Source organism: Novosphingobium album (ex Liu et al. 2023), assembly GCF_029076845.1.
GTDB lineage: Bacteria > Pseudomonadota > Alphaproteobacteria > Sphingomonadales > Sphingomonadaceae > Novosphingobium.
This window is the reverse complement of sequence record NZ_JARESE010000001.1, coordinates 228,270-255,148: the sequence shown is the minus strand read 5'-3', so window position 1 is coordinate 255,148 and position 26,879 is coordinate 228,270. Positions and strand designations below refer to the sequence as shown.

The window sequence follows — 26,879 nt, the reverse complement described above, 5'->3', positions numbered from 1 at the left end:
TTGGGGAGCGCGCCTTGCGGACGCCGCGATCGGCGTTCGGCTCTCGCGGCGGTTCGGCCACAAGACCGGCGGAAAAACCGCCTGGCCGGCAAAATCGACTGAAACAGGACTCAACTGAATGGCCTCTTCGGCAAACCCCACGCGCGATGATTTCGCGAAACTCCTTGACGAACAGCTCGGCGGCGTCGCCGATGACGGCTTTGAAGGCCGCGTCGTCAAGGGCACCGTCACCGCCATCGAAAACGACAAGGCCGTCATCGACGTCGGCCTCAAGAGCGAAGGCCGCGTGTCCCTGCGCGAATTCGCGCGCGGTGATGAAGACCACGGCCTCAAGGTCGGTGACGAAGTCGAAGTCTTCGTCGACCGGGTCGAGAATTCCGACGGCGAAGCGATGCTCAGCCGTGACCGTGCCCGCCGCGAAGCCGCGTGGGACAAGCTCGAAAGCGAATTCGGCGAAGGCAAGCGCGTCGAGGGTGTGATCTTCGGCCGCGTCAAGGGCGGCTTCACGGTCGATCTTGACGGCGCCGTGGCCTTCCTGCCCGGCTCGCAGGTCGATATCCGCCCGGTGCGCGACGTGCAGCCGCTGATGGACGTGCCCCAGCCCTTCCAGATCCTCAAGATGGATCGCCGCCGCGGCAACATCGTCGTCTCGCGCCGCGCCGTGCTGGAAGAGACCCGCGCCGAGCAGCGCAGCGAGCTGATCGACAAGCTGACCGAAGGCCAGGTGATCGAAGGCGTGGTGAAGAACATCACCGATTACGGCGCCTTCGTCGATCTGGGCGGCATCGACGGCCTGCTCCATGTCACCGACATGAGCTACAAGCGGGTCAACCACCCGAGCGAAGTGATCGCCATCGGCGATACCGTGCGCGTCCAGATCATCCGCATCAACCAGGATACGCAGCGCATCTCGCTGGGCATGAAGCAGCTTGAAAGCGATCCGTGGGAAGGCGCGGCGGCCAAGTATCCGGTCGGCGCCAAGCTGACCGGCACGGTCACCAACATCACCGAATACGGCGCCTTCGTGGAGCTGGAACCGGGCATCGAAGGCCTGGTCCACGTTTCGGAAATGAGCTGGACCAAGAAGAACGTCCACCCCGGCAAGATCGTTTCGACCTCGCAGGAAGTCGAAGTCATGGTGCTGGAAGTGGATTCGGAAAAGCGCCGCATCAGCCTGGGTCTCAAGCAGGCCCAGCGCAATCCGTGGGAAGAATTCGCCGAGAAGCACCCGGTCGGCTCGACCGTGGAAGGCGAAGTCAAGAACGCAACCGAGTTCGGCCTGTTCATCGGCCTCGACGGCGATGTCGACGGCATGGTCCACATGTCGGACATCGCCTGGGGCATCTCGGGCGAGGACGCGCTGGCGCTGCACCGCAAGGGCGAGCAGGTCTCGGCCGTGGTGCTCGACGTCGATGTCGAGAAGGAACGCATCAGCCTGGGCATGAAGCAGCTTGAGCGTGGCGCTCCGGCGGCGGGCGGCGTGGCTGCGAGCGGCGGCACCGGCGGCAGCTCGCTCAAGCGCGGCGAAGTCGTCACCGTCACGGTCCTCGAAGTGCGCGATGGCGGCCTCGAGGTGCAGGCCGGCGACGATGGCGCCACCGGCTTCATCAAGCGTTCGGACCTGGGTCGCGATCGCGACGAGCAGCGCCCGGATCGCTTCCAGGTCGGCCAGAAGGTCGATGCCCTGGTCATCGGCTTCGACCGTTCGAAGAAGCCCAACTTCTCGATCAAGGCCCGCCAGCTGGCCGAAGAGAAGGAAGCGGTCGAACAGTACGGTTCGTCGGACTCGGGTGCCTCGCTGGGCGACATCCTCGGCGAAGCGCTGAAGAACCGCTAAGCTTCGCGCCGCCGGCTCCGGCCGGCCGCAAGCCGATCCCGAAAAGCCCGTCCGGTTTCACGACCGGGCGGGCTTTCGTTTTGCCCTGACGATACGCTAGACAGCGGGCAAAGGAGCCTTGCGATCATGCTCGAAGTCCACCAGTTCCCCTGCCTGTCCGACAACTACGGCTTCCTGCTGCACGATCCGGCCAGCGGCGAGACCGCCTGCATCGACACACCCGATGCCGATGCCTGTCTGCGCGAGGCGAAGGCGAAGGGCTGGCGCATCACGCAGATCTGGAACACGCACTGGCATCCCGATCACGCCGGCGGGAACGCGGCGATCAAGGCGGCCACAGGCTGCACGGTGATCGCGCCCGCAGTCGATGCCCCGCGCATCGCCGCCATCGACCGGACCGTGCGGCAGGACGACATGGTCATGCTCGGTGCCTTCGCGGCGCATGTGATCGACGTGGGCGGCCACACCCTGGGCCACATCGCCTATCATCTGCCCGAGGCGGGCATCGTCTTCGTGGGCGATTCGCTGTTCGCGCTGGGCTGCGGGCGCATGTTCGAAGGCACGCCGCCGCAATTCTGGGCAAGCCTGTCGCGGCTCAAGGCCCTGCCGGCCGACACGCTGGTCTATTGCGCACACGAATATACCGCGTCCAACGCGCGCTTCGCGCTCCACGCCGATCCCGACAATGCCGCGCTGGGCGCCTATGCCAAGGACATCGCCCGGCGCCGCGCGGAAGACTTGCCGACCGTGCCCACGCGGCTCGACCGCGAACTGGCGACGAACCCGTTCCTGCGGGCGGATGATCCCGCGCTTCAGGCCCGCTGGGGCGGGGGCGACGCGGTGGCGACGTTCGCGGCGCTGCGCGCGGCCAAGGACGGGTTCTGATCAGGCGGCGGCGGGCACCGATCGCTCGTAGACCAGCGTGAGCGCCTGCTCGAAATCCCGGGTATAGCGCGCGGTATCGAACAGCGCCGATGTCGCGCGATGGGCCAGCAGCTTCTTCCTGACGGCGGCAAGCCTGGCCGGGCTTGTCGCAAGCGCGAGAATCACGGCTTCGTATTCGTCCTCGCCGTGGGTGATCAGTTCGGGCATGTCGGCGGCGCGCAGCACGCTGGCGGCGACGCGCGCGGCGAACTGCCGCCCTGCCAGCGTGACCACCGGCAAGCCGGCCCACAAGGCATCCGCCGCGGTGGTGTGCGCGTTGACATGGAACGTATCAATGAACAGGTCGGCATGGCGGTGCCGATCGAGATGGCGATCGCTCGCCATGCGATCGGCGAATATCAGCCGCGCGCCATCGATGCCGCGTTCCGCCGCTTCGCGCCGCAGATTGGCCTCGGCCCATTCATTGGACCGCAGCAGCCACAGGACGCTGCCTTCCACTTTACCGAGCAGGCGCATCCAGATGGCGAATTCGCGCGGCGTGATCTTGAACGGCTGGTTGAAGCAGCAGAACACGAAGCCGCTTGCCGGCAGGCCGAAGTCGGCACGCGCGCTCGGCGTTTCGGCGATGGCCAAGCGGTTGTCGGTCGGCAGGTAGCTGTTGGGCAGATAGATGACGCGTTCGCTGTAGGCCGCCCTTTCGGCCGGCGGAATGACCACGGGGTCGGCCACGATATAGTCCATGAAATCGGCGCCCATCGTGCCCGGGTAGCCCAGGAAATTGATCTGGACCGGCGCCAGGTGCAGCGCGAACAGGCGCGAGCGCGAGCTGGACGTGTAGCCGTTGAGATCGATGGCGATATCGAGCTGGAGCTGGCGCGCCAAAGCGGCGACGTCCTTGTCCGATCGCCCCTCGATCTCGATGAAGCGATCGACATGGCGGATCAGCTCGTCCCTTGCGCCCCCGGAGCGCGGCGGGCCGTAGCCGAACGCGACAATCTCGAACCGCGTCCGGTCATGCTCGCGAAACAGGCCGGACATCAGGTGCATCAGCGCGGTGTCGCCGAATTCGGAAGCGAAATATCCCACCCGGATCCGGCCGCGCCGGGGCCAGGGACCGGGTCGCGCGGCCGGCGTTTCGGGAAGCATGTTCCGCGCGGCATGGTTGGCCGAACGCGCCTTCTGCCGCATCGGATCGTCCTCGAACGCCAGCATCGTCCAGGGACTTACCGCATCGTTCGGCTCCACGCCGAGGCGGGCCTTCACCGTCGCGAACTCGCTGAACGCGCGCCAGTCGCACATCTGCGCCTGACAGTGCAGCTTGTCGCCAAGCGCCCACCCGCGATCGGGATCGGCTTCAAGCACTCGCGCCAGATGATCGACCGCTTCGGGGTAACGGCCCAGCCGGCGCAGGATCATGCCCAGCTGGAAATGCGCATCGGCATGGGCGGGATCATGCTCCACGATCCGCCGAAAGCACGACAAGGCATCGTTCAGCCTGCGGAGCGCCTTGAACACCCGGCCCAGACTGGCGAGCGTCGCGATATTCGCCGGCTCCAGTTCCACCGCCCGTTCGAACGCCGTGACTGCCGCTTCGCGCCGCCCCAGCTCGACCAGGCTTTCGCCCAGCAGCACATGGGCCTGCGCGAACGTGGGATGGAGCGCTACCGCCTTGCCCAGCGCGTCGATCGCGCCGGTGGCATCGTTCAGGAATTTCCGGCTCGATCCCAGCAGGAACCACAGTTCATGCGACTGCGGAAACTGCGAAAGGAGCGCTTCGCACTTTACGGCGACAGGGGCGAAGGCGTTGTTCTGGAACGCGGTGAGAAGCGCCTGGAGTTCCGCGATCGGCACCGCGGCCGGGCTGGCGGCGGCGCCACCCTGCAATGCGCCCAGCGCTTGCCGGGCGCGGGCATTGTTGGGCTGGACGCGCAGGATCTGCGCATAGATGGCTTTCGCTTCCTCTACCGCCCCCTTGCGCTGCGCGGTCACGGCGCGCCGCAACGCGCGATCGATGGACATCTGGCTCATGCGCCCATCCTAGAATCCGATCCGCCGACGGGGAAGCGGCACGGGCCCCGGCGGGCCGTTGCCACCAACAAAAAACCCCCGCGCGCGGCGGGGGTTCTTGTGTGTTCGAAACTGGCGGGCGATCAGATCGAGCCGATCACTTCGTCCACCAGCGCCTTGTCGGCATCGGCCGAGTGGTTGGCCTTGATCAGGCTTTTCGCGGCCGTGGCGGCGGCGCTGGCGGCCTTGGCGCGCAAGTCGGCGATCGCGGCGCGTTCGGCGGCGGCGATCTTGTCCTCGGCCATCTTCTCGCGGCGGGCGATCACATCGGTGGTATCGGCCTCGGCCTTGGCGACGATCGCCTCGGCCTCATGCCGGGCATGTTCGATCATCGCCGCCGCGTCCTTTTCGGCATTGGCGATCTTGTCGGCGTATTCCTTGCGCAACGCCTCGGCCTCGGCGCGCAGGGTCTTGGCCTCGTCGAGCTGTTTCCTGATCTCGGCGATCGAGCTGTCGAGCCCCTTGGTCAACATGCCGGGAACCTTCTTCCACAGCGCGACGACCAGCAGGACGATAACCGCAAGCGCGACCCAGCCGCCCGGCCCGAAGCCCAGGGCCTCCGGTTCGGGCACATGCACCGCGTGCTCGCCATCGGCCAGCGTCTCGGTCTTGATCGGGCTTTCGCCGCCGTGAGCGGCCTCGGCCGCGGTCTCGTGGTTCATCGCATCGGCACTCTCAGCCATGGGCCAGCACATCCTTGACGGCGGCGCGGGTGGCGGCTTCGTCCACAGTGACGCCGGCGATCCGCGCGACGATGTCGCCCGCGGCCTCGCTCGCCACCGTTTCGATCTCGGCCATGGCGCCGTCGCGCGCGGCGGCGATGCGTGCCTCGGCCTCGGCGAGATGCGCATCGAGCCGGGCGTGGACCGCGACCAGACGGCTTTCGGACGCCTTGGCCGCCTCGCCCTTGGCGCTGGCGATGATCGCCTGCGCCCGCGCGCGGTTCTCGTTCTCACGCTTGCGCCAGGCTTCTTCCTCGGCATCCGCCGCCTTGCGCGCGGCTTCCGCCGCCATGAGATCATCCGCGATCTGCTTGTCGCGCGCTTCGACCGTCTGCATCACCTTGGGGACCATGCCCCGGCCGATGACGAAGAAGATGAAGCCGAAGACCAGCAGGACCCAGAAGATCTGGCTGGCATATGTCGCAGATAGCTGGGCTATTTGAGGCATGGCGGAATCCGGAGCTTTCAGCCCGGCCGGAACGCGCGCGTCAGGCGCATCTCCGGCCGGAATCAGTGGGGCAATGCGTTCAGGCGACGAAGATGAGGATCATCGCGACGACGAACGAGAGCAGGCCGAGAAGTTCGGCGGCGGCGAAGCCGATGAACAGGCGGCCCTGCTGGCCGTCGGCCGCGCCGGGGTTGCGCAGCGCGCTCTCAAGGAACGAACCGAAGACGTTACCCACGCCGATGGCGGCCATACCCGCACCGATGGCGGCAAGACCGGCGCCGACCAGCTTGGCTGCTTCCTGATCCATTTGAAAAACTCCTTCCTGGAAAAACGTGACTGTTGTTGAGTTGGGCTTAGTGAAGATTCTCGGCGTCGTTGAGATAGAGCGACGTCAGCAGCGCGAAAACATAAGCCTGGATCGCGGCGACCAGGACTTCGAGCGCGACGATCGCGATCATCAGAACGAAGCTGAGCAGGCTGACCACGGGGCCGATGCCCAAGCCTGCGTTCAGGCCGCTGATGACGAAGCCCGACAGCACCTCAAGCAGTACGTGGCCGGCCATCATCGCGACGAACAGTCGCAGGCCAAGGCTGAACGGGCGCACCAGGAACGAAACCAGCTCGATCATGAAGATCAGCGGGATCATCGGGAGCGGCGTCCCGTGCGGCACGAACAGCGAGAAGAAATGAAGCTTGTGCTTCCAGAAGCCGACGATCAGCACGATCGCGAACGACATGATCGCGAGCACGCCGGTGGCGCTGAAATGGCTGGTGAAAGTGAACGGATGCGCGCCCGGGATGACGCCCAGCGGCAGCATTCCCAGCACGTTGGCGAAAAGGATGAACATGAACAGCGAGAAGATATAGGGCACGTACTTCTTGCCCGCCGGGCCGACATTGGCCGCGAGCATACCGTCGATGAAGCCGGTGAAGCTTTCCACCGCCATCTGCCAGCGGCCGGGCACCAGCTCGCGTTTCATGCCGCCCGCGACGAAGATCAGCAGGGCCAGCGCCGTGATCACCATCCACAAGGCGGAATTGGTGAAGGGAATGTTGTACCCCGCCACCTGCCAGCCATCGGTCCCGAACAGGGGCTCGATGGTGAACTGGTGCATCGGATCGACTTTGCCCGCTTCGGCTGCCACGTCTAAGCCTCTTCGACTACCTTACATGCGCGACAGCGCCCCTTGTGGTCCCCTTCGCTTCAGGGATCAGTCAGGGCGCCGGTTCGACATCCGGATGATGTTCCTGAAGGAGACGAATATTCCAAGGAACAACATCACCAACAGACCCCAGGGCGAAGTGCCGGCGAAGTGATCGATCACCCAGCCAATGAACGCGCCGCCCACGATTCCCCCGATGAGATCGGCCAGGACACGGTTTCCGGCACGATAATTCTCGTCCGTTTCCGCGCCCGCGGCCGGTTTCCACCGCTTCTCCTCACGCGCCCGCACGGCCTTCAGCCGCTCGTCCAGCGTGTCGATCCGCTTGTCCTCACCGACAGGGTCCCGAGCGTCCGGCTCATCGTTCATGCCATGCTCCCGTTCGATCGAACGACTGACACAAAACAACGGCCGCCCGCCGAGGCGCCGCCCCCTTAGGGTGAGGGGTATCCCGAGTCAACCGTGGGCCGTCTTGCACCGCGGGATTATCCTGAACGCGGGCCGAACGCCGGCTCCGCGCCTTTGCCGGCCCTGCGGCGCGCGCCGCGAGATCGCCGCGATTCGATGGCGCGCGCGCAAGCACCGGCCAGGGATCAGTCGCCATCGGCAACCGGCATCGCGGCAGCGTTTTTGGCCGCGCCCGGTCCGGGCGGAGCAGCATCATGCCCCGACCGCCGCGAAGGCCGGCAGCGCCGCCCCCGCCGCGATCGTATCGCAGCGGCCGCCGATCCAGACCGAACCGTCGGCATCGCGGCGCACGCGCACCCGGCCATCGGCGCCGGTCATGCGGCCCTGCGCGGCAGTGTAGCCGTCCCGGGCCAGGCCGTGGGCGAACAAGTGCAGCGCCACGCCCGCGTTGAAGCTGCCCGTCACCGGGTCTTCGACGATCGCGCCGTGCTGGTTGGCGAAGAAGGCCCGCAGCTCCCAGTCGGCCTCGCCGCCTTCGCCGCAAGGCCCGGCAAGGCCGATGTCGGTGCCCACCGGGGCCCGCGCCACCGGGCGGGCGGCCAGTACCTCTTCGGCCGAGCGCAGGCGCAACAATTGCCAGCGCGGCCCGTTGACCACGTGGACCGCCTCGATCACCGCCGCTTCGGGCACGCCGGCCACGCGGATCGCTTCAGCCCGTTCGGCCGCGTCGAGCGGACCGTCCTTGATCAGCGGGGGCGCGGCGAAGCTGAGCAGGTCGTCCTCCTGCCGCACTTCGATCAGGCCAATGCCGCATTGCTGCACGATCCGTCCCGGCACCCTGGGCCGCCCGCCCGCGTTCAGCCAGGCGTGGCAGGTGCCGAGCGTCGGATGCCCGGCGAATGGCAATTCGCCCGCTGGATAGAAGATCCGCGCGCGGTAATCGGCCGCGGGATCGGCGGGCGGCAGCAGGAACGTCGTCTCGGAAAAGCCGAGCCATTGCGTCAGCCTGAGCATGGCCGCCGGGTCCAGCGCGGCGGCGCCATGCACCACGGCCAGCGGATTGCCCGACAAGGCGCGGGTGCCGAACACGTCGATCAGATCAAGCTTCATGGCGAATCTCCCCCGGAGCATGGCAATGGCGCGGTTCATCGCAGCCAGCGCCCGGCTTGTCTTCCCCCCGCCCAGGCGATCGGCGCGGTTCATCGGGGGTTGGGGAGCAAAGCGGCACTTCGCAAGTTACCGTTGTGGAAAACTGGTTTACGCAAAAGGATGCGAACGATGAAGAAGATCCTGCTGGCTGTCACTCTGGCCGCGGTCGCGCTCCCCGTCACGCCCGCCCTGGCCGATCGGCCGCACCGGTCATACGCCAATCGCCATCACAACACCCATGTCTACGATTCGCGCGGCCGCTATAGCGAGCCGCGCCGCGTGACCCGCAACGACCACGTCTGGCGCGGGCGCGACGGGCGCTATTACTGCCGCCGCGACAACGGCACGACCGGGCTTCTCATCGGTGCCGGCGTGGGGGCGCTGGCCGGGCACGAGATCGCGGGCAATGGCGATCGCACGCTGGGCGCGGTCCTCGGCGGGGTTGCCGGTGGCCTGCTGGGGCGCGAGATCGATCGCGGCGACCTGAAGTGCCGCTGACCGCCTGAGCCGCCGCGCGGCCGATCCCAGGGCGCGCCGCCGGGCCGGGCGGCGCGCCCTTTTTCGCGCCCCGGGAAAACGCCGGCCATCCCTTCCGATATTCTCACCGACATGCCGGGAACGTTCCCTAATTCCGGTCTGGGCGGAGCATTAACCACTTCTGCCTAGCTTTCGCTCACGCTTTGCAAGGGGGCGCCACGCGGTCTCCATTCATCTCGAAATCTCCCGGCCCCCAGTCCGGGAGACCAGAGGCAGGCACGCATCGAGTGGCATTGGAGACAGACCCGGCATGATCGACGAGACCCCAGCAAACCCCGCCGCAAATCCCGCCGCAGGCCCCGCGCGCGAGCGCCATGCCAGCATCGCCCCACTCGCCGGCGAGCATTACCGCCACTTCCCCCGCCTGCGCCGCGCGATCGAGAAGCACGCCCCCGCCGCGCTCAGGGCGCTTTACGCGCGGATCGAGGCGACGCCGGCGCTGCGGCAACTGCTGCCGACACGGGAAATGCGCGACAGGGCCCGGTCGGCGCAGCTCTCGCACTGGCTCAAGCTGTTTTCCGGGCCGTTCGATCGGCACGCGGCCGAGCGATCGGAAAAGATCGGGCTGGTCCACGCGCGCGTCGGCCTGACGCCCGATTACTATGTCACCAGCTATGCCTTCGTGCTCGAAGAGGTCATCACCGCGCTGATGGCGCGCCGGCTGGTGACGCCGTTCAACAGCCGGTCCACCGGGCGGATGATCGCCGCGCTGGTCAAGACCGCGCTGCATGACATGAGCCACGCGCTCGATGCCTATTTCATCGCGGAATCCGAAGCGCGCAGCCGGGCGCTCGATTCGATGAGCCATGCGCTGGCCGAACTGGCCAAGGGCAACCTGCAGACCCAGCTCGAAAACCTGCCGGACGCTTACGGGCAGCTCGCCCGGGATTTCCACGCCATGCGCCACCAGATCAGCGCGATGGTCCTGGAGATCACCCATTCGGCCGAGAACGTGAAGATCAGCGCGCAGGAAATCAGCATGGCGGCCAACGATCTGGCGCTGCGCACCGAGGAACAGGCCGCGACGATCGGGCGCGTTGCCGAGGGTGTCCGCCAGGTGACCGCGACGATCGGCACCACGGCGGAAAGCGCGGGCCATGTCGACCAGAGCGTGGGCGAAGTCTCCCGCAATGCCGGCCACGGCGGGCAGGTGATGGGCGCGGCGGTGGTGGCCATGGACAAGATCAAGCAATCCTCGGCCGAGATCGCCAGCATCATCGACGTGATCGACGGGATCGCGTTCCAGACCAACCTGCTGGCGCTCAACGCCGGGGTCGAGGCCGCTCGCGCGGGCGAGGCGGGCAAGGGCTTCGCCGTGGTTGCCAGCGAAGTGCGCGCACTGGCCCATCGCACCACCGAATCGGCCCACGACATCAAGCAGCTCATCACCAAATCGTCGCACGACGTGCACGAAGGCGTCAGCCTGGTCGGCCAGACCCGCAGCGCGCTGGAAGAGATCATCGCCCGGCTGGGCGAGACCACGCTGCTGGCCGACGAGATTTCCCGTCATTCGACCGGGCAGGCGCAAAGTATGCGCGCGCTCAGCGGCGATATCCAGCAGCTTGACCTCAACACGCAGCACAACGCCGCCATGGTCGAGCAATCCAACGCCGCCGCCCGCGCGCTGTCCGATCAGGCGGCCTCGATGGCCCGCGTCGTCGGTCAGTTCAAGTTCGAGCGGCGCACCACGCTGCGCAACGAAAAGGACCGCGACCACCACGGCGAGCCGGCCCGGACGGACAGCACCGGATATCGCAAGGTGGTGGGCTTCGGCTGAAGCTGGCGCGCTTCGCGGACGCGATCACACCGGCGGCGGTGCTTTCCCGCGCGGCGGGGCTGTGCTTCAATGCCGGCATGACCCGCCCCGCTCCCTCGCGAATCCCGCGTCACCCCGGCTCGCGATCCGGTTCCCGATGGTGAGCCGGCCGGCGGTTCTCGTCACTGGCGCCGCGCGGCGGATCGGCGCGGCGATCGCCCGGCGTTTCGGCGAGGCGGGCTGGCACGTGGTGATCCATTATGGCCACTCCGCGCGGGAGGCCGAGGCGCTGGCCGCCACCCTGCCCTCGGCCGAGACGGTGGGCTGCGACCTGGCCGACCAGCCGGCGCTGGTGGCGATGGTCGACGCGCTGGCGGCGCGGCTGGAGGACTGGCGAGTCCTGGTCAATTGCGCCGCCATCTTTCCGCTCGACGATGCCCGCGCGCTCGATCCGGCAACCTTCGATGCCGCGATGCGGATCAACGCCGCCGCGCCCGCCCGCATGGCGCAGCGCTTCCTGCAAGCCGCCCGCGCGCGCGGCGGGCGCCGCGTCATCGCGCTTACCGACCAGAAGATCGCCAACCCCAACCCCGATTTCTTCTCCTACACGATGAGCAAGCACGCCCTGGCCGCGAGCGTGACGATGCTGTCGATGGCGCTCGACGATCCGGCGGACCGCGTCTATGCGATCGCACCCGGCGCCATTCTCGCCAGCCACGACCAGACCGAAGCCGAAACCGAACGCTCGCACCGCATGAACCTGCTCCACCGCAAGACCGGCGCCGACGAGATCGCCTCGGCCGCCCTGTTCCTCGCCGAAGGCTGGCTGGCCAGCGGCGAGACGCTGTTCGTCGATTCGGGACAGCACCTGCTTTCCCAGCCGCGCGACGTCCTGTTCCTGGCGCGCCGGTGATCGAGGCGTTCCTGGCCTCGACCGCCGTGGTCGCGCTGGCCGAGATCGGCGACAAGACGATGCTGCTGGCGATCGTGCTGGCCGCGCGGCTGCGCGCGCCCTGGCAGATCCTGGCCGGCATCTTCTGCGCGACGATCGCCAATCACGCGCTGGCCGCACTGGTCGGGCGCGAAGTGGCCGGGCTGGTGGATGCGCCGTGGTTCCGCGTCGCGGTGGCGCTGGGCTTCATCGCCATGGCAGCCTGGACGCTCGTTCCCGACAAGCTTGACGATGACGAGGGTTTCAAACAGCGCGGCGGCGCCTTCCTGACGACGCTCGTGGCCTTCTTCCTCGTGGAGATGGGCGACAAGACGCAAGTCGCCACGATCGCGCTGGGCGCCAAGTACCACAGCGTGCTGGTCGTCGCGGCGGGAACCACGCTGGGCATGATGCTGGCGAACGGGCCGGCGGTTTTCCTGGGCGAGGAACTGGTCAAGCGCGTCTCGCTGCGCGCCACGCGGATCGCCGCCGCCCTGCTGTTCCTGGTGCTGGGCCTGTGGCAGCTCGCGCAATCGACCGGGGTGTTATAGGCGTTTGTTGGGAAATGCGCCTTTTGGCGCAAGGCGTCACCGGCCCACGCCCCCACCCGACCTCCCATCAAGTATACTTCCGTGGGAGGTCGGGTGGGGGCGTGGGCCGGTGACGCTCTGAAATGTGCTCTTCCGCGCATTTCCCGACAAACACTCCAACACCGGGCCGGATTGCCCCTTGCGCGGCGGGGTGAGGCAGCTAGTCTCCGGCCGCATGTGGCTATTGGACAAGATGCTCGGCAAGCTCATCCGCACTGGCCGGATGGAAGTGATCGACTACGATGGCCGATCGTACAGCTATGGGCCAGGATCGGAAGCGCCGATCCGCATCCGCCTGACTTCGCCCAAGGCATCGCGCCATATCGCCCGCTATCCGCAGATCGGCGCGGGCGAGGCCTATATGTGGGGCTGGCTGGTGGTGGAGCCGCCGCACGATATCCGCGATCTGGTGCTGTTCGTCACCGCCAACGGCAAGGGCAGCGACGAGGCCAGCTTCCGCGCCAAGGGGCCGATGCGCAAGCTGGCCAATTTCGCCGCATCCAGGATCGACAGCTACAACAACCGCCACGCCGCGCGCGCCAATGCCGAGCATACCTATAACCTGACGCGCCGCCTCTACGAGCTGTTCCTCGATGAGGACCGGCAATATACCATGGCCTATTACCGCGATCCGGCGAACAGCCTGGAACAGGCCCAGCTCGACAAGAAGGCGCATATCGCCGGCAAGCTCTATATGCAGCCGGGCAAGACGGCGGGTATGCGCGTGCTCGATATCGGCTGCGGCTGGGGCGGCCTGGCGCTCTATCTGCACAAGCATTACGATGTTGACGTGCTGGGCGTCGCGCTGGCGCCCGACCAGATCGAATTCTGCCGCGAACGCGCGGCGCGCGCCGGCGTGGCCGATCGCGTGAAGTTCGAGCTGATGGATTACCGCGACGTGCGCGGCGAGTTCGACCGGATCACCTCGGTCGGCCTGCTGGAACATGTCGGCACGCCGCAGTATCCCGATTTCTTCCGCCACACCTACACGCTGCTCAAGCCCGACGGCGTGATGTTCTCGCACTGCTGCGGCCGCGCGCGCGGGCCCGGCTTCACCGATGCCTGGACGCGCAAGTACATCTTTCCCGGCGGCTATATCCCCGCCTTGTCCGAGCTTGTCAGCGAAAGCGAGAAGGCGGGCTTCCAGATCATGGACGTGGAAGGGATGCGCTTCCACTATTCGCACACGCTGGAGGAATGGTATCGCCGCACCCGGTTGCACCGGGAAGAGATCGTCGAGATGTATGACGAGACGTTCTACCGCATGTGGGAATTCTACCTTTGCGGCGCCGAGCAGGCGTTCCGCAACGGCGGTATGCTCAACTGGCAGCTCCAGTACGTCAAGCGGCGCGACGCGATCCCGATGACGCGCGACTACATGGAGCTGGAAAGCGCCCGCCTGCGCGCCAGCGACACCGCGCCGCAATGGCACCTGGACCCGGCGCTGCGGGTCGCCGCCGAATGATCTGGCGCCAGCCCGCCCCTGCCGCAGCCCGCAAGGCGGAACCCGCCGCCGGACACGGCGTTTAGGCTCCAGCCCCTCCTCACGCCAGACCCCTCGCCCCAGCCCCGTCACCCGTATCGAGACCCCGTCACAGATGCCCGCAAGGATGTTGGATCGCTTCCTCGGCAAGACCGTCCGCCGAGGCGTGCTGGAAGTCGCCCGCCCCGATGGCGGCGTCACCCGTTTCGGCGATCCCGCGCCGGGCTATCCCGAAGTGCGCATCGGCCTTGCAAGCCAGGCCGCCGAACGGCGCATCCTGCTCGATCCGCGCCTGGGCGCGGCCGAGGCCTTCATGGACGGCGACCTGACGATCGAGCGCGGCGACATCATGGAGCTGATCCAGCTGCTGCGCGCCAATCGCCCGTGGGATCGCGGCGGCACGTTCGGCGAGCCGGGCCGCCTTGGGCAATGGCGCGGCCGCCTCGTCACCTGGCTTGACGGGCGCAACCAGTCCGCCCGCGCCAAGGCCAATGTCGCGCACCACTATGACATCGGCAACCGGCTCTACGAACTGTTCCTCGATGCCGATCACATGCAATACAGCTGCGCCTACTGGCCGCGCGAGGACATGACGCTGGAACAGGCGCAGGAGGCCAAGCTGGCGCATATCGCCGCGAAGCTGGCGCTGCGCCCCGGCCAGCGCGTGCTCGATATCGGCTGCGGCTGGGGCGGCATGGCGATCTACCTGGCGCGTCACGCCGGCGTGACGGTGCATGGCATCACGCTGAGCGAGGAGCAGCTCGCGCTTGCCGGCGAGCGGGCCGCGCGCGCCGGCGTGGCCGATCGCGTCCGCTTCGAGCTGATCGACTACCGCGATCTTGCCGCGCGGGGCGAACGGTTCGACCGCATCGTCTCGGTCGGCATGTTCGAACATGTCGGCCGCGCCCAGTTCGACCGTTTCTTCCGCGATTGCGCGAACATGCTCAGCGACGATGGCGTCATGCTGCTGCACACGATCGGGCGCATGGGCGGGCCGGGCACCACCGATGCTTTCACCCGCAAGTACATCTTCCCCGGCGGCTATATCCCGGCGCTGAGCGAGACGCTGGCCGCCAGCGAGCGCTACCGCCTGATCGCCAGCGACATCGAGACGCTGCGCCTGCACTATGCCCGGACGCTACGCGCCTGGTACGCGCGCTGCATGGCCCACCGCGATGCCATCGTCGCCCTGTTCGACGAGCGTTTCTTCCGCATGTGGACTTTCTACCTCGCCGGCGCGACCGCCGCCTTCGAAAGCGGCGGCATGTGCAATTACCAGATCCAGTACGCGCGCAGCCGCCATGCCTTGCCGCTTTCGCGCGACTATATCGCCAGTGACGAGGCCGGCCTGCTGGCCGGCTGACGGTTTCGCGCGCGCCCGGCATTGCGAAGCCGGGTTCCCCCTGTTACCCGCCCGATCCGAATCCAGCGGAGCAGATGCGACATGTCCGACATCAAGAAGGTTGTCCTCGCCTACTCGGGCGGCCTCGATACCAGCGTCATCCTCAAGTGGCTGCAAGTGAACTACGGCTGCGAGGTCGTGACCTTCACCGCCGATCTCGGCCAGGGCGAGGAGCTGGAGCCCGCGCGCGCCAAGGCGCAGCTGATGGGCGTGCCGGACAAGCACATCTATATCGACGATCTGCGCGAGGAATTCGTGCGCGATTTCGTCTTCCCGATGATGCGCGCCAATGCCCGCTACGAAGGCGACTATCTGCTCGGCACGTCGATCGCCCGCCCGCTGATCTCCAAGCGCCTGATCGAGATCGCGCACGAGACCGGCGCCGACGCGGTCGCGCACGGCGCCACCGGCAAGGGCAACGACCAGGTGCGCTTCGAACTCTCCGCCTACGCGCTCGATCCCGCCATCAAGGTGATCGCCCCGTGGCGCGAATGGGATCTCACCAGCCGCACCGCGCTGATCGCCTGGGCCGAGGCGCACCAGATCCCGGTGCCCAGGGACAAGCGCGGCGAAAGCCCCTTCTCCACCGACGCGAACCTGCTGCACACCTCGTCCGAAGGCAAGGTGCTGGAAGATCCGTGGGAAGAGACGCCCGACTATGTCTATTCGCGCACGGTCAATCCCGAGGACGCGCCCGACGCGCCCGAATACATCACGATCGACTTCGCGAAGGGCGACGGCGTGGCGCTGAACGGCAAGGCGATGAGCCCGGCCACGCTGCTGACCGCGCTCAACGAACTGGGCCGCAAGCACGGCATCGGCCGGCTCGACCTGGTCGAGAACCGCTTCGTCGGCATGAAGAGCCGGGGCATGTACGAGACGCCGGGCGGCACGATCTATGCGATCGCGCACCGGGGCATCGAGCAGATCACGCTCGATCGCGGCGCGGCGCACCTCAAGGACGAGCTGATGCCCAAGTACGCGGAGCTGATCTACAACGGCTTCTGGTTCGCGCCCGAGCGCGAGATGCTGCAAGCCGCGATCGACCATTCGCAAGCGCGGGTGAACGGCACCGTGCGGCTCAAGCTCTACAAGGGGCTCGCCCAGGTGGTCGGCCGCAAGTCGCCGGATTCGCTCTATTCCGAACGGCACGTCACGTTCGAGGACGATGCTGGCGCTTACGACCAGAAGGACGCGGCCGGCTTCATCAAGCTCAACGCCCTGCGCCTGCGCCTGCTGGCCCAGCGGGATCGCTGACGCCTCACGATCGCATCGTTCGCGCAAGGACTGCTTTCCCCGATCCTCCCTCGGGAAGGGGAGGGGGACCGCCGCTACGCGTTGCCGCGCCCCCGACGGATCGGCGGCACCGACGGCCGCTGATCCGGCACGCTCCGGGGCGAGGTGTTGCAGTTTCGCGACGACTTGCCCGCCAGGGGGTGCCCAGCCCGCTCCCGAGCGTGTACCCGCTCTTTCGCACTTGCGGTATGGAGTGGGACCAGATGGGAATTCGCCCCCAGGAGCGGCGCCGGGGCTTTGGCCCGATGCTGACATTGGCGGCAACGCTGCCGCTGGCCGGTATGCTGATCGCGGCCGCCAGCCCGGCGCTGGCCGACGAGGGGCTGGAGAGCACGTCCCATGGCACGTTCGACCGGGCCTTTTCCGGCCTTGCCACGCCGGCGCGGACAACGCCTTCGCCTGCCGATCTGCTCGACATGGCAACCAATCGCCCCGTCGCCGGCATCGCCGCGCTGCGCGGCGTGGCTGGCGATGACCAGCCCGCATCCGCCCCGGTCGATGCCCGCCCCATCGACGCCGGCATCGCCAGCTATTACGGCGCGCAATTCACCGGCCGCCGTACCGCCAGCGGCGATGTCTTCGATCCGGGCGAGCTCACCGCCGCGCACCGCAGCCTGCCCTTCGGCAGCCTGGTGCGCGTGACCAACACCAGCACCGGCGCTTCGGTGGTGGTGCGGATCAACGATCGCGGCCCCTATCACGGCAATCGCGTGATCGACCTCAGCCGCGCGGCGGCAAGCGAGATCGGCCTGATCGGCCCCGGCAGCGGCCGGGTGGAACTGACGCTCGTTTCCGCGGGCTGACGCCCCGGATCAGCGCGCGCAAGCCCGCGCGCAAGCCCGCCTGGCCACCGTTACCGCCGGAAAGAAAGCCTACTTGCCCGGCCCGAGTTGGCCGCGCACCGCGCCCTTGGGAAATTCGGCGCTGTGGACGTTGACATAATAGCTCGCCGGGGCCGCCACGATCTCCTTGAGCAGCGCGGGTTCGGCCGCGATGCATTCATCGCCGTCGTTGCCCGTCACCGAAATCGTCGCCACCGGATCGCCATCGGCGCCGGCCGCGCCCTTGTGGATATGCGCCGCGATCGGTGCGCCGATCTTCGCCACCGTCAGCGTGAAGCAGACATCGCCGGTCTCGGTATCGACTTCGGCGGCGAAAGCACCCGTGCCGTCGGGATCGCCGCCGGCGGTTTCATTGGTGCCCGCCAGGGTGGCGGCAAGCTTCGCCGGAGCGGCCAGCGCGGCACCCGGCAGGGCGGCGGCGGCGAGCGTGCAAGCGGCGAGCGTGAACATGGATCTGGTCATAGCATCTTCCTCTGCCCGGCCGCCGGCCCCCACGCCGAACGGCCCGTGCGAGTCGTATGCTAGGCCCGAGCAGGACCGCGCGAAAGCGGATTTCGCAACCGTAACAAAGCCAATGACGATGGGCAGGCCGACGCGGCGGGTGGTGGGGTGGAGGGTGGACCACGCCGACCTGCCCTTGCGACAACCCGCCCAGCGCCAAAGCGTTCCGCGCCCCTGCCACGGCCTCGCGGCGGATCGTGCGCGAAGGACGATGGGGCGCGCGGTCTCGCATTTCTGCCTAGGCCGTCGCAAGGCGTGGGTTAGCGATCTCCTGCCATGATTGCTTCACCCGCGCGACGGGCCGGGGCAAAGGAGATCGCCATGCCGCTTATGGATTGGGACGCGACGCTCGATATCGGCGTCGAGGAAATGAACCGCGAACACCGTGAAATCCTGGCCGCGATCAACGCGATCTATGACGGCGCCCACGCCGGCCAGTTCGGCGAGCCGATGATCGCGCGGATCGCCCGGCTGGCCGATATCACCGTGCGCCACTTCGCCGACGAGGAGCGGCTGATGGCGCGCGAGGGCTTTGCCCAGCTCGAAACGCACAAGGCCATCCACCGCAAGCTGCTGACCGATTTTTCCGCGCACCAGGATGCCATCGCCGCGATGGGCGGAGTGCCGACCAACGCGTTCTTCTCGTTCCTGCGTCTCTGGCTGTCCGCGCACATCAAGTGCATCGATCGCAAGTACGCCGAGCACATGCAGGCCGGGTCCGCCGCCGCTGGCCCGCGGATCAGCGCTCCAGCAGGGGCTTGAGGTATCGGCCGGTGAAGCTGGCCTTGCTGGCGGCCACGGCCTCCGGCGTGCCTTCGGCGACGATCTCTCCGCCGCGCACGCCGCCTTCGGGGCCAAGGTCGATGATCCAGTCGGCCACCTTGATGACATCGAGGTTGTGCTCGATCACCACCACGCTGTTGCCCTGGTCGACCAGCCGCTGCAGCACTTCGAGCAGCTTGCGCACATCCTCGAAATGCAGGCCGGTGGTCGGCTCGTCGAGGATGTAGAGCGTCTGCCCGGTGGAACGGCGCGAGAGTTCCTTGGCCAGCTTGACCCGCTGCGCCTCGCCGCCCGACAGCGTCGTCGCCTGCTGACCCACCTTGACATAGCCCAGGCCCACCTCGTTCAGCATGTGCATCTTGTCGCGGATCGGCGGCACCGCCTTGAAGAATTCCTCGGCGTCCTCGATCGTCATGTCGAGGACATCGGCGATCGAGTGCCCCTTGAACTTCACTTCCAGCGTCTCGCGATTGTAGCGCCGGCCGTGGCATTCCTCGCAAGTGACGTAGACGTCGGGCAGGAAGTGCATCTCGATCTTGATCAGGCCGTCGCCCTGGCACGCCTCGCAACGGCCGCCCTTGACGTTGAAGCTGAAGCGCCCCGCCTTGTAGCCGCGCGCCAGCGATTCCGGCAGCCCGGCGAACCAGTCGCGGATCTGGGTGAACGCGCCGGTATAAGTCGCCGGGTTGGAGCGCGGGGTGCGGCCGATCGGCGACTGGTCGATCTCGATCACCTTGTCGCACATCTCCAGCCCGGTGATCCGGTCATGCGGCCCGGCGATCATCCGCGCGCCGTTGAGCACGCGCGCCGCGCCGGCCTGCAAGGTGTCGATGGTCAGCGAGGACTTGCCTGAGCCCGACACGCCGGTGACGCATGTGAACGTGCCCAGCGGGAACTTCGCCGTCACGCCCTTGAGGTTGTTCGCCCGCGCGTTCTCCACCGTGACGAAGTGCCCGTTGCCCTTGCGGCGCACCTCGGGCACCTCGATCCGCCGCGTGCCGTTGAGATAGGCGGCGGTGAGGCTGTCCTTGCTCCTGAGCACTTGCTTGAGCGTGCCTTCGGCGACGATCCGGCCCCCGTGCGCCCCCGCGCCGGGGCCGAGATCGACCACGTGGTCCGCCGCGCGGATCGCATCCTCGTCATGCTCGACCACGATCACCGTATTGCCCAGGTCGCGCAGGCGTTTCAGCGTCACCAGCAGCATGTCGTTGTCGCGCTGGTGCAGGCCGATCGAGGGCTCGTCGAGCACGTAGAGCACGCCCGACAGCCCTGAGCCGATCTGGCTGGCGAGCCGGATGCGCTGGCTCTCGCCGCCGGAAAGCGTACCTGAAGTCCGGTCGAGGTTCAGGTAATCGAGCCCGACATTGTTGAGAAAACCGAGCCTTTCGTTGATTTCCTTGAGGATGGCCTTGGCGATCTGCTTCTGCTGGTCGGTCAGCTTCCCTTCCAGCGCGCCGAACCAGACGAAGGCATCGGCCACCGAAAGCCGCGTGGCATCGGCGATATCGCTGCCGGCGATCTTCACCGAAAGCGCCTCGGGCTTGAGCCGCTTGCCCTCGCATACCTCGCAGGGCTGCGCGGTCTGGAACTTGCCCAGCTCCTCGCGCATCCAGGCGCTGTCGGTCTGGAGCAGGCGGCGATTGAGATTGCCGATCACGCCTTCGAACGGCTTGTTGACGGTATATTCCTTGCGCCCGTCCTTGAAGGTCAGCGGCACGGCCTTGCCGGCGGTGCCGTGCAGGATGACGATCCGCGCCTCCGCCGGCAGATCCTGCCACGGCGTGGTCAGGGCAAAGCCGAAATGCGCGGCGAGGCTGGCCAGCACCTGCATGTAGTAGGGCGAAGGCGGGTTGGACTTGGCCCAGGGCACCACCGCGCCCTGCTTCAGGCTGAGCGCCTCGTTCGGCACCACCAGCTGCGGATCGAACAGCAGCTTCTCGCCCAGCCCGTCGCAAGCCGGGCAGGCCCCCTGCGGCGCGTTGAAGCTGAACAGCCGCGGCTCGATCTCCTCGATGGTGAAGCCGGAGACCGGACAGGCGAACTTCTCGCTGAACACGATGCGGTTGGGCGGCAGACCGGCGCCTTTGAGGTTCTTCCCCTGCCCTTCCTCCTCGCGGCCGGGCACGTTGCCCTCCGCCAGATCGACATAGGCCAGCCCCTCGGCCAGCTTCAGCGCGGTCTCGAACGAATCGGCCAGCCGCGTCTCGATCCCGCTCCTGTCTTCGGAACTGGCGCGCACGGCGAGGCGATCCACCACCACTTCGATGTCATGCTTGTACTTCTTGTCGAGCGCGGGGGCGCTTTCGATCTCGTGGAATTCGCCGTCGATGCGCACGCGGGTGAAGCCGGCCTTCTGCCATTCGGCCAGTTCCTTGCGGTATTCGCCCTTGCGGCCGCGCACCACCGGGGCCAGCAGGTAAAGCCGCGTGCCTTCGGGCAGCGCCATGACCCGATCGACCATGTTGGACACGGTCTGCGCCTCGATCGGCAAGCCAGTGGCGGGCGAATAGGGCACGCCCACGCGCGCCCACAGCAGGCGCATGTAATCGTAGATCTCCGTCACCGTGGCGACGGTCGAGCGCGGGTTGCGGCTGGTGGTCTTCTGCTCGATCGAGATCGCCGGGCTCAGCCCGTCGATATGCTCGACATCGGGCTTCTGCATCATTTCGAGGAACTGGCGGGCATAGGCACTCAGCGATTCGACATAGCGCCGCTGCCCTTCGGCATAGATCGTATCGAACGCCAGGCTGCTTTTCCCCGAGCCCGAGAGCCCGGTGATGACGATCAGCTTCTCACGCGGCAATTCGACGTCGAAGCCCTTGAGATTATGCTCGCGCGCGCCGCGCACGGTGATGTGGGTAAGACTCATCGCCCGTCGATGTTCCAGATTTGTTCGCTAAGTGCAAGTGCCGAAAACAGCCTGCGGAAAGTGGGGGCGCCGCGCGCGAATGCAACCGTCGCGCCGCGCCGGCACACCGGCCCCACGCGCACAGGCCAAAAGCGCGCGCGGCGAAGGATCATCCGGTTTGGAGTATATTCGGTGCAAAAATGGCTTGAAACAGCAATCGCTGCCGTGCGATTTTCTTTACTATACTATCTCATGGAATATTACTCTCGTTCATTGGAACTTGTTTTTGTGTTGATGTATAAAATCGGTCACGTTCCAACCTCGTCAACGTGTGGATGGAACCATGTTCTGCCCCGATATTGGCCGTATTTGGCGGTCATCGCCCAATGAGTTAGCAAAAATCGACACATGAGACACCATCCTGCCCCTTATGACCGTCGGAAATCGCCGGTTCCGGGGCGCAAGGACCACGGCGCCGGCCCGCCCGCCCCAGGGCGAGGACTGGCCGGCGCACGATCAAACCCGAGGGATAAGTCATGGCGATCTTTCTTCGCGCGTTCACCAGGGAAGCGGACGCGAAGGAGTTCTTCGAGAACAAGGTGGTCGAAAACAGCACGGTGGTGGGCGTCCTTGCCTCCCATGCCGACGACATCTGGTTCCGCAAGGACAGCGACGGCACCGAACGGCTGAGCGGCGGCGAACGGCTGTTCCTGGTGATCACCTATCCGGCCGGCGCCGAAATCAGAATAGACGCCAGACCGGCGGATTGACGCGACTTGCGGGAACTTTCCGGCGATTCGCGCGTTCACCGTTTGCTGTCCTGTCCCAACCTGGCGGAACACGCGAAAGGAGTAATCGCCATGGCCACCATCGGAGATGAAATCCCGTTCCGCCGCAGCCGGATCGACAGCCGGACCGGATCGCTGGTGCTCGACCGCCATCTTGACGAAACGCTGCGCAAGGATGAGCCCGAGGCGCCGGCCAGGGCCAGGCGCGAACGCAAGGGCCGGTAAGCCCCTGCCGGTCAGGCGAGGTTCGCCGGACCGAACGCGTGCGGCAGCAGGTCCGACAAGCGTAGCATCAGCACGTGCGCGCCGCCGCCGCACCAGATCACCGGATCGGTGCCGCCAAGCTGGGCGATCTCGCTCAGAACCTGGCGGCAGCGGCCGCATGGAGTGACGGTGCCGGCCTCCTCGCCTTCGGGTCCGCCACTGATCGCCACCGCGACCAGCCCGCCGCGCCGCCCCTCGTTCATCGCGCGCGAAACCGCGACCGTCTCGGCGCAAAGCGAGAGGCCATAGCTGGCATTCTCGACATTGGCGCCGCTGACCACGCCGCCATCGGCGAACAGCAGCGCCGCGCCGACGTGGAAGCGCGAATAGGGCGCATAAGCCGCTGCGGCCGCCGCCCGGGCGGCGGCGAGCAGGCTGTCACGGGTGTCCTCGGTAATCGGGGCGGTGTCGGCGACGCTCATGGCTGCACCACTACCCAACGCAGCCCATCGTCGGCAATCTCGTTCGCGAGCCGGCTGTTGGCGGTCCACAGCGTCCAGGGCCGGCCCGCATAGTCGGGCTGGAAGCGATCGCGCACAAGCCACAAGTTGCGATCGATCCGGTTGGCGATGGCATAGCGCGCCTCGAACTGCTGGCTGATCTTCAGGATCACCGGCTTGCCGGTATGCGTCTCCACCTGGTTGAGGAACGTCATCAGCTCGCTTTCGACCATGGCGTCGCCCACTTTCACCGGGCATTCGTCGGCCAGCATGTCCAGCTCCACCACGGGCGGCAGCAGCGCCTTGTCGCGCGGCACGGTGGTGACGAAGTTGGCCGCCTGGCGGTCGGCCGGCTGGCACGGATCATAGCGGTGCACCGCCCCGGCCTGCAGCCCGGCCGCGCGCGCTTGCGCGAAATTGCGCACGAACCGCGGATCGCGCGCGAAAGCGCTGGCGCTGGCATCGACATAGGCGAAATCGGCGCCGATGCCTTTCACCGTGTGCCAGTCGATCTCGCCGTCCGCGGCGCCGATCTCCACCCCCTGCACCGGGAACCGGGCGCGATCGGGCAGCCAGTGGTGCATGTCCCACCAGGCCCAGCCGCCGCCGATCAGCGCCACCAGCAGCAGGGCGGCGAACAGGCGCAGGTAGGTGCGGCTGCTCCGCTTGCGTGCCATGATTTGCCGAAATCCCCCGAAATGCGCGCGCAAGCGCCGATCGCGCCAGGGCAGATCGACATTCAGATGATGACGTGCCGAAAATGGGGGTTTTTCGTGACCCGGAGCGCAGCGTACTAACAGTACGTGAGCACCGGAAGCACGGAAAATCGCCATTTGCAGGCCGTCAGGGCTGAATGTCGATCGGCCCTAGCCCCTGATATGCAGCACGCAGATCAGAGTAAAGAGCCGCCGTGCCGTGGCGAAATCGGTTTCGACCTTGCCGTCGAGCCGTTCCAGCAGCAATTCGGCCGCCTCGTTGTGGATGCCGCGCCGGGCCATGTCGATCGTCTCGATCTCCTGCGCGGTCGCCTTGCGGATCGCCTGGTAATAGCTTTCGCAAATGGCGAAATATTCGCGGATCGGCCGGCGGAACCGGCCAAGGCCCAGCACCAGCGATTCCAGCTCGCTTCCCGCCTCGTCGGCCACGCGCAGCGCCAGCCGCCCGTCCTGCACCGCCAGCCGAAGGTGGTAGGGCCCCTGGTGGCCGGCGGCGAAAGACCGCACGGGTTTGAAGGTATTGTCCTCGATCAGATCGAAGATGGCGATGCGCCGTTCCTGTTCGATATCGGCGTTGCGCCACAGGATGGTCGCCTCGTCGAGTTCGATATGCGAGATTCGCGGGTCCGCCATGATGGGGTGCCGCTTTACGCGGTCGCAGCATGAACCGGCAAGCCCAAGGCGACCGTCCACATGCTGTGGATTAAATTCGGGCACGGCAACGGTTGCCCAAGGGCAACACTCGGAGCATGTTCGCGCGCTTATGGCTCACGAAGATCTTCTCATCCGCGCCGCCGATCCGGCTCCCCGCGCCCTGCCCGCCAACGTCGAGGCCGAGGCCGCGTTCCTGGGCGCCGTGCTGATCGACAACCGCGTGATCGAGGAGTTGCAGACCCAGCTCGCGCCCTTGCATTTCTTCGAGCCGGTGCACGCGCGGATCTACGAACGCATCCTGCAGTTGCTCGATCGCAAGGCGGTGGTGACGCCGGTGACGCTGCGTCCCTATTTCGAATCGGACGAGGCGCTGAAGGAACTGGGCGGCGTCGCCTATCTCGCGCGGCTGACCGCGGACGGCCAGGGCCTGCTCGCCCCGCGCGAGCTGGCCGAGCAGATCTATGACCTGGCGCTGCTGCGCGAGCTGGTCTCGGTGGGCCGCAACCTGATCGAAGGGGCGATGGACACCTCCGAATCGGTCGAGCCGATGCAGCAGGTCGAACAGGCCGAAGCCGCGCTTTACAAAGTGGCCGAAGGCGCGGCGAGCGGGAACGAGGCGCAGAGCTTCGGCACCGCCACCCACACCGCGATCAAGGCGATCGAGAAGGCGTTCAATTCGGGCGGCCACATCTCTGGCAAGACCACCGGCCTCACCTCGATCAACGAGAAGATCGGCGGGCTGCACGATTCGGATCTCATCATCCTGGCCGGGCGCCCCGGCATGGGCAAGACGTCGCTGGCCACCAACATCGCCTTCAACGCCGCCGACCGCCTGCAGCGCGATCTGGCCGACGGGATCGAGCCGGAAAAGTCGGTGGGCGCGGCCACCGCCTTCTTCAGCCTGGAAATGAGCGCGGACCAGCTCGCCACGCGTATCCTGGCCGAACAGTCGGGCATCAGTTCCGAAGCGCTGCGCATGGGCAAGATCAGCCGCGAGGACTTCCAGCAGCTCTCCTTCGCCAGCCAGCGGCTGGCCGAGCTGCCGCTTTACATCGACGATACCCCGGCCCTGTCGATCGTGGCGCTGCGCACCCGCGCGCGGCGGCTGAAGCGGCGGCACGACATCGGCCTGATCGTGGTCGATTACCTGCAGCTCCTGCAAGGCACCGGCCGCGCCAACGACAACCGGGTGAACGAGATTTCCGAGATCAGCCGCGGCCTCAAGACGCTGGCCAAGGAGCTGCAAGTGCCGGTGATCGCGCTGTCGCAGCTGTCCCGCGCGGTGGAGCAGCGCGACGACAAGCGGCCGATGCTTTCGGATCTGCGCGAATCGGGCTCGATCGAGCAGGACGCGGACATGGTCTGGTTCGTCTATCGCGAGGACTATTATCACAAGGCGTCCGAGCCCAAGTATCCCACCGATACCGATCCGCCCGAAGTCGTCGCCAAGTTCGAAACCTGGCGCGAGAAGATGGAACAGATCATGGGCCTGTCCGAACTGATCATCGCCAAGCAGCGCCACGGCGCCACCGGCAAGGTGCGGATGAAGTTCGAGGCGCGGATCACGCGCTTCTCCGATCTCGCGCCCGAGGATATGCGCAGCGCGATGTATGGGGATGATTGACCGGAAGGTCATGCTGATCGCCGGGGGTAGCGGGTCGATCGGCGGCGCCATCGTGCGCGAGGCGATGATCCACGGCTGGCAGGTGGCGGTCCACGGCCGCAACGAGGACAAGGTCCACGCGCTGGTCGCCGGGCTGGCCGAGGAAGGGATCGCCGAAGGCTTCGTCTGCGATATCCGCGAGGATGATGCGGCCGAAGTGCTGGTCGCCGATGTCGCCGAGCAGTTCGGCCGGATCGACGCGGTGATCGATTGCACCGCGACGGGCCCCGAGGGCATCACCGGCCTGTTCGCCGATACCGATCCGGCCGCTTACGCCGAATTCCTCGGCCTCTCGGTCGGCTGGCTGCAACGCCTGGCCCATGCCGCCTATCCGTTCCTGGAGCTGGAGGGCGGCACGCTGATCGCCTTCGTCTCGGACGCGGGCATCCATGCCGCGCCGCGCCAGACGCTGATCGGCGCTGCCCGCGCGGGCAGCATCGGCTTCATCCGCAACTTCGCCATGGAAGCGGCGCGCGACGGCATTCGCGCCCACGCCATATCGCCCAGCTTCGTCAAAGGCAGCGACAGCGCGCGGCGCATGGGATCGGAACGCATGGCCAAGGCGGCGAAACGCGCCGGCCTGGGCCTGCCGACCGCGGGGGACATCGCCCCGCTCGCCGTGTTCCTGTGCGGCGATGGCGCGCGCAAGATCACCGGGCAAGTCATCAGCGTGAACGGCGGGCTGAACGCGTAAGGCGCGGGCCCG

General features: G+C 67.0%; 27 protein-coding genes. 15 read left to right on the top strand and 12 right to left on the bottom strand.

What is annotated here, in order from left to right; all coding sequences use genetic code 11:
• The first annotated feature begins 118 nt into the window (after nucleotides 1–118).
• Both rpsA and gloB read left to right on the top strand, forming a co-directional pair.
• A complete protein-coding gene (gene rpsA, locus PYV00_RS01180) occupies nucleotides 119–1,837 on the top strand; it encodes a 30S ribosomal protein S1 (RefSeq protein ID WP_275226410.1) in 1,719 nt (572 codons plus the stop codon).
• A 126-nt stretch (nucleotides 1,838–1,963) separates the two neighbouring features.
• The gene (gene gloB / locus PYV00_RS01175) at nucleotides 1,964–2,722 is read left to right on the top strand and encodes a hydroxyacylglutathione hydrolase (RefSeq protein ID WP_275226409.1); all 759 of its coding nucleotides are present in this window, start codon (nucleotides 1,964–1,966) and stop codon (nucleotides 2,720–2,722) included.
• Here the strand turns inward: gloB and PYV00_RS01170 are convergent, their stop codons facing one another.
• From PYV00_RS01170 to PYV00_RS01140, 7 genes are all read right to left on the bottom strand, one after another.
• A complete protein-coding gene (locus PYV00_RS01170; RefSeq protein ID WP_275226408.1) occupies nucleotides 2,723–4,750 on the bottom strand; it encodes a tetratricopeptide repeat protein in 2,028 nt (675 codons plus the stop codon).
• Nucleotides 4,751–4,872: 122 nt separating this feature from the next.
• Nucleotides 4,873–5,472, bottom strand: coding sequence for a hypothetical protein (locus tag PYV00_RS01165; RefSeq protein ID WP_275226407.1), 600 nt, complete (start codon nucleotides 5,470–5,472; stop codon nucleotides 4,873–4,875).
• Entirely contained in the window at nucleotides 5,465–5,959 is a 495-nt protein-coding gene (locus tag PYV00_RS01160) for an ATPase (protein ID WP_275226406.1), read from the bottom strand. The genes PYV00_RS01165 and PYV00_RS01160 overlap by 8 nt, the downstream gene beginning before the upstream one ends.
• 79 nt (nucleotides 5,960–6,038) lie before the next feature.
• On the bottom strand, nucleotides 6,039–6,266 hold the full coding sequence (locus PYV00_RS01155; protein WP_067538277.1) for a F0F1 ATP synthase subunit C: 228 nt from the start codon (nucleotides 6,264–6,266) through the stop codon (nucleotides 6,039–6,041).
• A gap of 46 nt (nucleotides 6,267–6,312) precedes the next feature.
• On the bottom strand, nucleotides 6,313–7,104 hold the full coding sequence (locus PYV00_RS01150) for a F0F1 ATP synthase subunit A (protein ID WP_275226405.1): 792 nt from the start codon (nucleotides 7,102–7,104) through the stop codon (nucleotides 6,313–6,315).
• A gap of 66 nt (nucleotides 7,105–7,170) precedes the next feature.
• A complete protein-coding gene (locus PYV00_RS01145) occupies nucleotides 7,171–7,491 on the bottom strand; it encodes an AtpZ/AtpI family protein (protein WP_275226404.1) in 321 nt (106 codons plus the stop codon).
• A gap of 291 nt (nucleotides 7,492–7,782) precedes the next feature.
• Nucleotides 7,783–8,640, bottom strand: coding sequence for a PhzF family phenazine biosynthesis protein (locus PYV00_RS01140; RefSeq protein WP_275226403.1), 858 nt, complete (start codon nucleotides 8,638–8,640; stop codon nucleotides 7,783–7,785).
• Between the two features lie 168 nt (nucleotides 8,641–8,808).
• Here PYV00_RS01140 and PYV00_RS01135 point away from each other — a divergent pair, with 168 nt between their 5' ends.
• The 8 genes from PYV00_RS01135 to PYV00_RS01100 all read left to right on the top strand — a co-directional run bounded on the left by PYV00_RS01135 (nucleotide 8,809) and on the right by PYV00_RS01100 (nucleotide 17,477).
• Nucleotides 8,809–9,177, top strand: a complete 369-nt coding sequence (locus tag PYV00_RS01135; RefSeq protein WP_275226402.1) for a glycine zipper 2TM domain-containing protein — start codon at nucleotides 8,809–8,811, stop codon at nucleotides 9,175–9,177.
• Nucleotides 9,178–9,466: 289 nt separating this feature from the next.
• On the top strand, nucleotides 9,467–10,993 hold the full coding sequence (locus PYV00_RS01130; protein WP_275226401.1) for a methyl-accepting chemotaxis protein: 1,527 nt from the start codon (nucleotides 9,467–9,469) through the stop codon (nucleotides 10,991–10,993).
• Nucleotides 10,994–11,129: 136 nt separating this feature from the next.
• Nucleotides 11,130–11,885 carry an SDR family oxidoreductase gene (locus PYV00_RS01125; protein WP_275226400.1) on the top strand — a complete coding sequence of 252 codons (756 nt, stop codon included), beginning with the start codon at nucleotides 11,130–11,132 and terminating at the stop codon, nucleotides 11,883–11,885.
• On the top strand, nucleotides 11,885–12,454 hold the full coding sequence (locus tag PYV00_RS01120) for a TMEM165/GDT1 family protein (RefSeq protein WP_275226575.1): 570 nt from the start codon (nucleotides 11,885–11,887) through the stop codon (nucleotides 12,452–12,454). The genes PYV00_RS01125 and PYV00_RS01120 overlap by 1 nt, the downstream gene beginning before the upstream one ends.
• Before the next feature lie 214 nt (nucleotides 12,455–12,668).
• Nucleotides 12,669–13,958 (top strand): SAM-dependent methyltransferase, encoded by a 1,290-nt coding sequence (locus PYV00_RS01115; RefSeq protein WP_275226399.1) that lies wholly within the window; start codon nucleotides 12,669–12,671, stop codon nucleotides 13,956–13,958.
• Between the two features lie 133 nt (nucleotides 13,959–14,091).
• Entirely contained in the window at nucleotides 14,092–15,339 is a 1,248-nt protein-coding gene (locus PYV00_RS01110; RefSeq protein ID WP_275226398.1) for an SAM-dependent methyltransferase, read from the top strand.
• Nucleotides 15,340–15,420: 81 nt separating this feature from the next.
• The gene (locus PYV00_RS01105) at nucleotides 15,421–16,635 is read left to right on the top strand and encodes an argininosuccinate synthase (RefSeq protein ID WP_275226397.1); all 1,215 of its coding nucleotides are present in this window, start codon (nucleotides 15,421–15,423) and stop codon (nucleotides 16,633–16,635) included.
• 242 nt (nucleotides 16,636–16,877) lie between these two features.
• A complete protein-coding gene (locus PYV00_RS01100) occupies nucleotides 16,878–17,477 on the top strand; it encodes a septal ring lytic transglycosylase RlpA family protein (protein ID WP_275226396.1) in 600 nt (199 codons plus the stop codon).
• Between the two features lie 69 nt (nucleotides 17,478–17,546).
• On the opposite strand, the gene PYV00_RS01095 is transcribed toward PYV00_RS01100, so the two are convergent.
• Entirely contained in the window at nucleotides 17,547–17,978 is a 432-nt protein-coding gene (locus PYV00_RS01095; protein ID WP_275226395.1) for a CHRD domain-containing protein, read from the bottom strand.
• Nucleotides 17,979–18,338: 360 nt separating this feature from the next.
• Between PYV00_RS01095 and PYV00_RS01090 the strand changes: the two genes are divergently transcribed.
• Nucleotides 18,339–18,779 (top strand): hemerythrin family protein, encoded by a 441-nt coding sequence (locus PYV00_RS01090; protein ID WP_275226394.1) that lies wholly within the window; start codon nucleotides 18,339–18,341, stop codon nucleotides 18,777–18,779.
• On the opposite strand, the gene uvrA is transcribed toward PYV00_RS01090, so the two are convergent.
• Nucleotides 18,757–21,669, bottom strand: a complete 2,913-nt coding sequence (gene uvrA / locus PYV00_RS01085) for an excinuclease ABC subunit UvrA (protein WP_275226393.1) — start codon at nucleotides 21,667–21,669, stop codon at nucleotides 18,757–18,759. The two genes, PYV00_RS01090 and uvrA, sit on opposite strands and share 23 nt — an antisense overlap.
• A 515-nt stretch (nucleotides 21,670–22,184) precedes the next feature.
• On the opposite strand from uvrA, the gene PYV00_RS01080 reads away from it, so the two are divergent.
• A complete protein-coding gene (locus tag PYV00_RS01080; RefSeq protein ID WP_275226392.1) occupies nucleotides 22,185–22,418 on the top strand; it encodes a hypothetical protein in 234 nt (77 codons plus the stop codon).
• A 90-nt stretch (nucleotides 22,419–22,508) separates the two neighbouring features.
• Entirely contained in the window at nucleotides 22,509–22,661 is a 153-nt protein-coding gene (locus PYV00_RS01075; RefSeq protein WP_275226391.1) for a hypothetical protein, read from the top strand.
• An 11-nt stretch (nucleotides 22,662–22,672) separates the two neighbouring features.
• Here PYV00_RS01075 and PYV00_RS01070 read toward each other — a convergent pair whose 3' ends face one another.
• The 3 genes from PYV00_RS01070 to PYV00_RS01060 form a co-directional block, all read right to left on the bottom strand.
• The gene (locus tag PYV00_RS01070; RefSeq protein ID WP_275226390.1) at nucleotides 22,673–23,122 is read right to left on the bottom strand and encodes a cytidine deaminase; all 450 of its coding nucleotides are present in this window, start codon (nucleotides 23,120–23,122) and stop codon (nucleotides 22,673–22,675) included.
• Complete coding sequence (locus PYV00_RS01065) at nucleotides 23,119–23,817, bottom strand: glycoside hydrolase family 25 protein (RefSeq protein WP_275226389.1); 699 nt, start codon at nucleotides 23,815–23,817, stop codon at nucleotides 23,119–23,121. Before PYV00_RS01065 ends, PYV00_RS01070 begins: the two co-directional genes overlap by 4 nt.
• Before the next feature lie 189 nt (nucleotides 23,818–24,006).
• On the bottom strand, nucleotides 24,007–24,489 hold the full coding sequence (locus PYV00_RS01060; RefSeq protein ID WP_275226387.1) for a UPF0262 family protein: 483 nt from the start codon (nucleotides 24,487–24,489) through the stop codon (nucleotides 24,007–24,009).
• 130 nt (nucleotides 24,490–24,619) lie between these two features.
• Here PYV00_RS01060 and PYV00_RS01055 point away from each other — a divergent pair, with 130 nt between their 5' ends.
• Both PYV00_RS01055 and PYV00_RS01050 read left to right on the top strand, forming a co-directional pair.
• Nucleotides 24,620–26,134, top strand: a complete 1,515-nt coding sequence (locus tag PYV00_RS01055; RefSeq protein ID WP_275226386.1) for a replicative DNA helicase — start codon at nucleotides 24,620–24,622, stop codon at nucleotides 26,132–26,134.
• The gene (locus PYV00_RS01050; RefSeq protein ID WP_275226385.1) at nucleotides 26,127–26,867 is read left to right on the top strand and encodes an SDR family oxidoreductase; all 741 of its coding nucleotides are present in this window, start codon (nucleotides 26,127–26,129) and stop codon (nucleotides 26,865–26,867) included. Before PYV00_RS01055 ends, PYV00_RS01050 begins: the two co-directional genes overlap by 8 nt.
• Nucleotides 26,868–26,879: the final 12 nt, after the last annotated feature.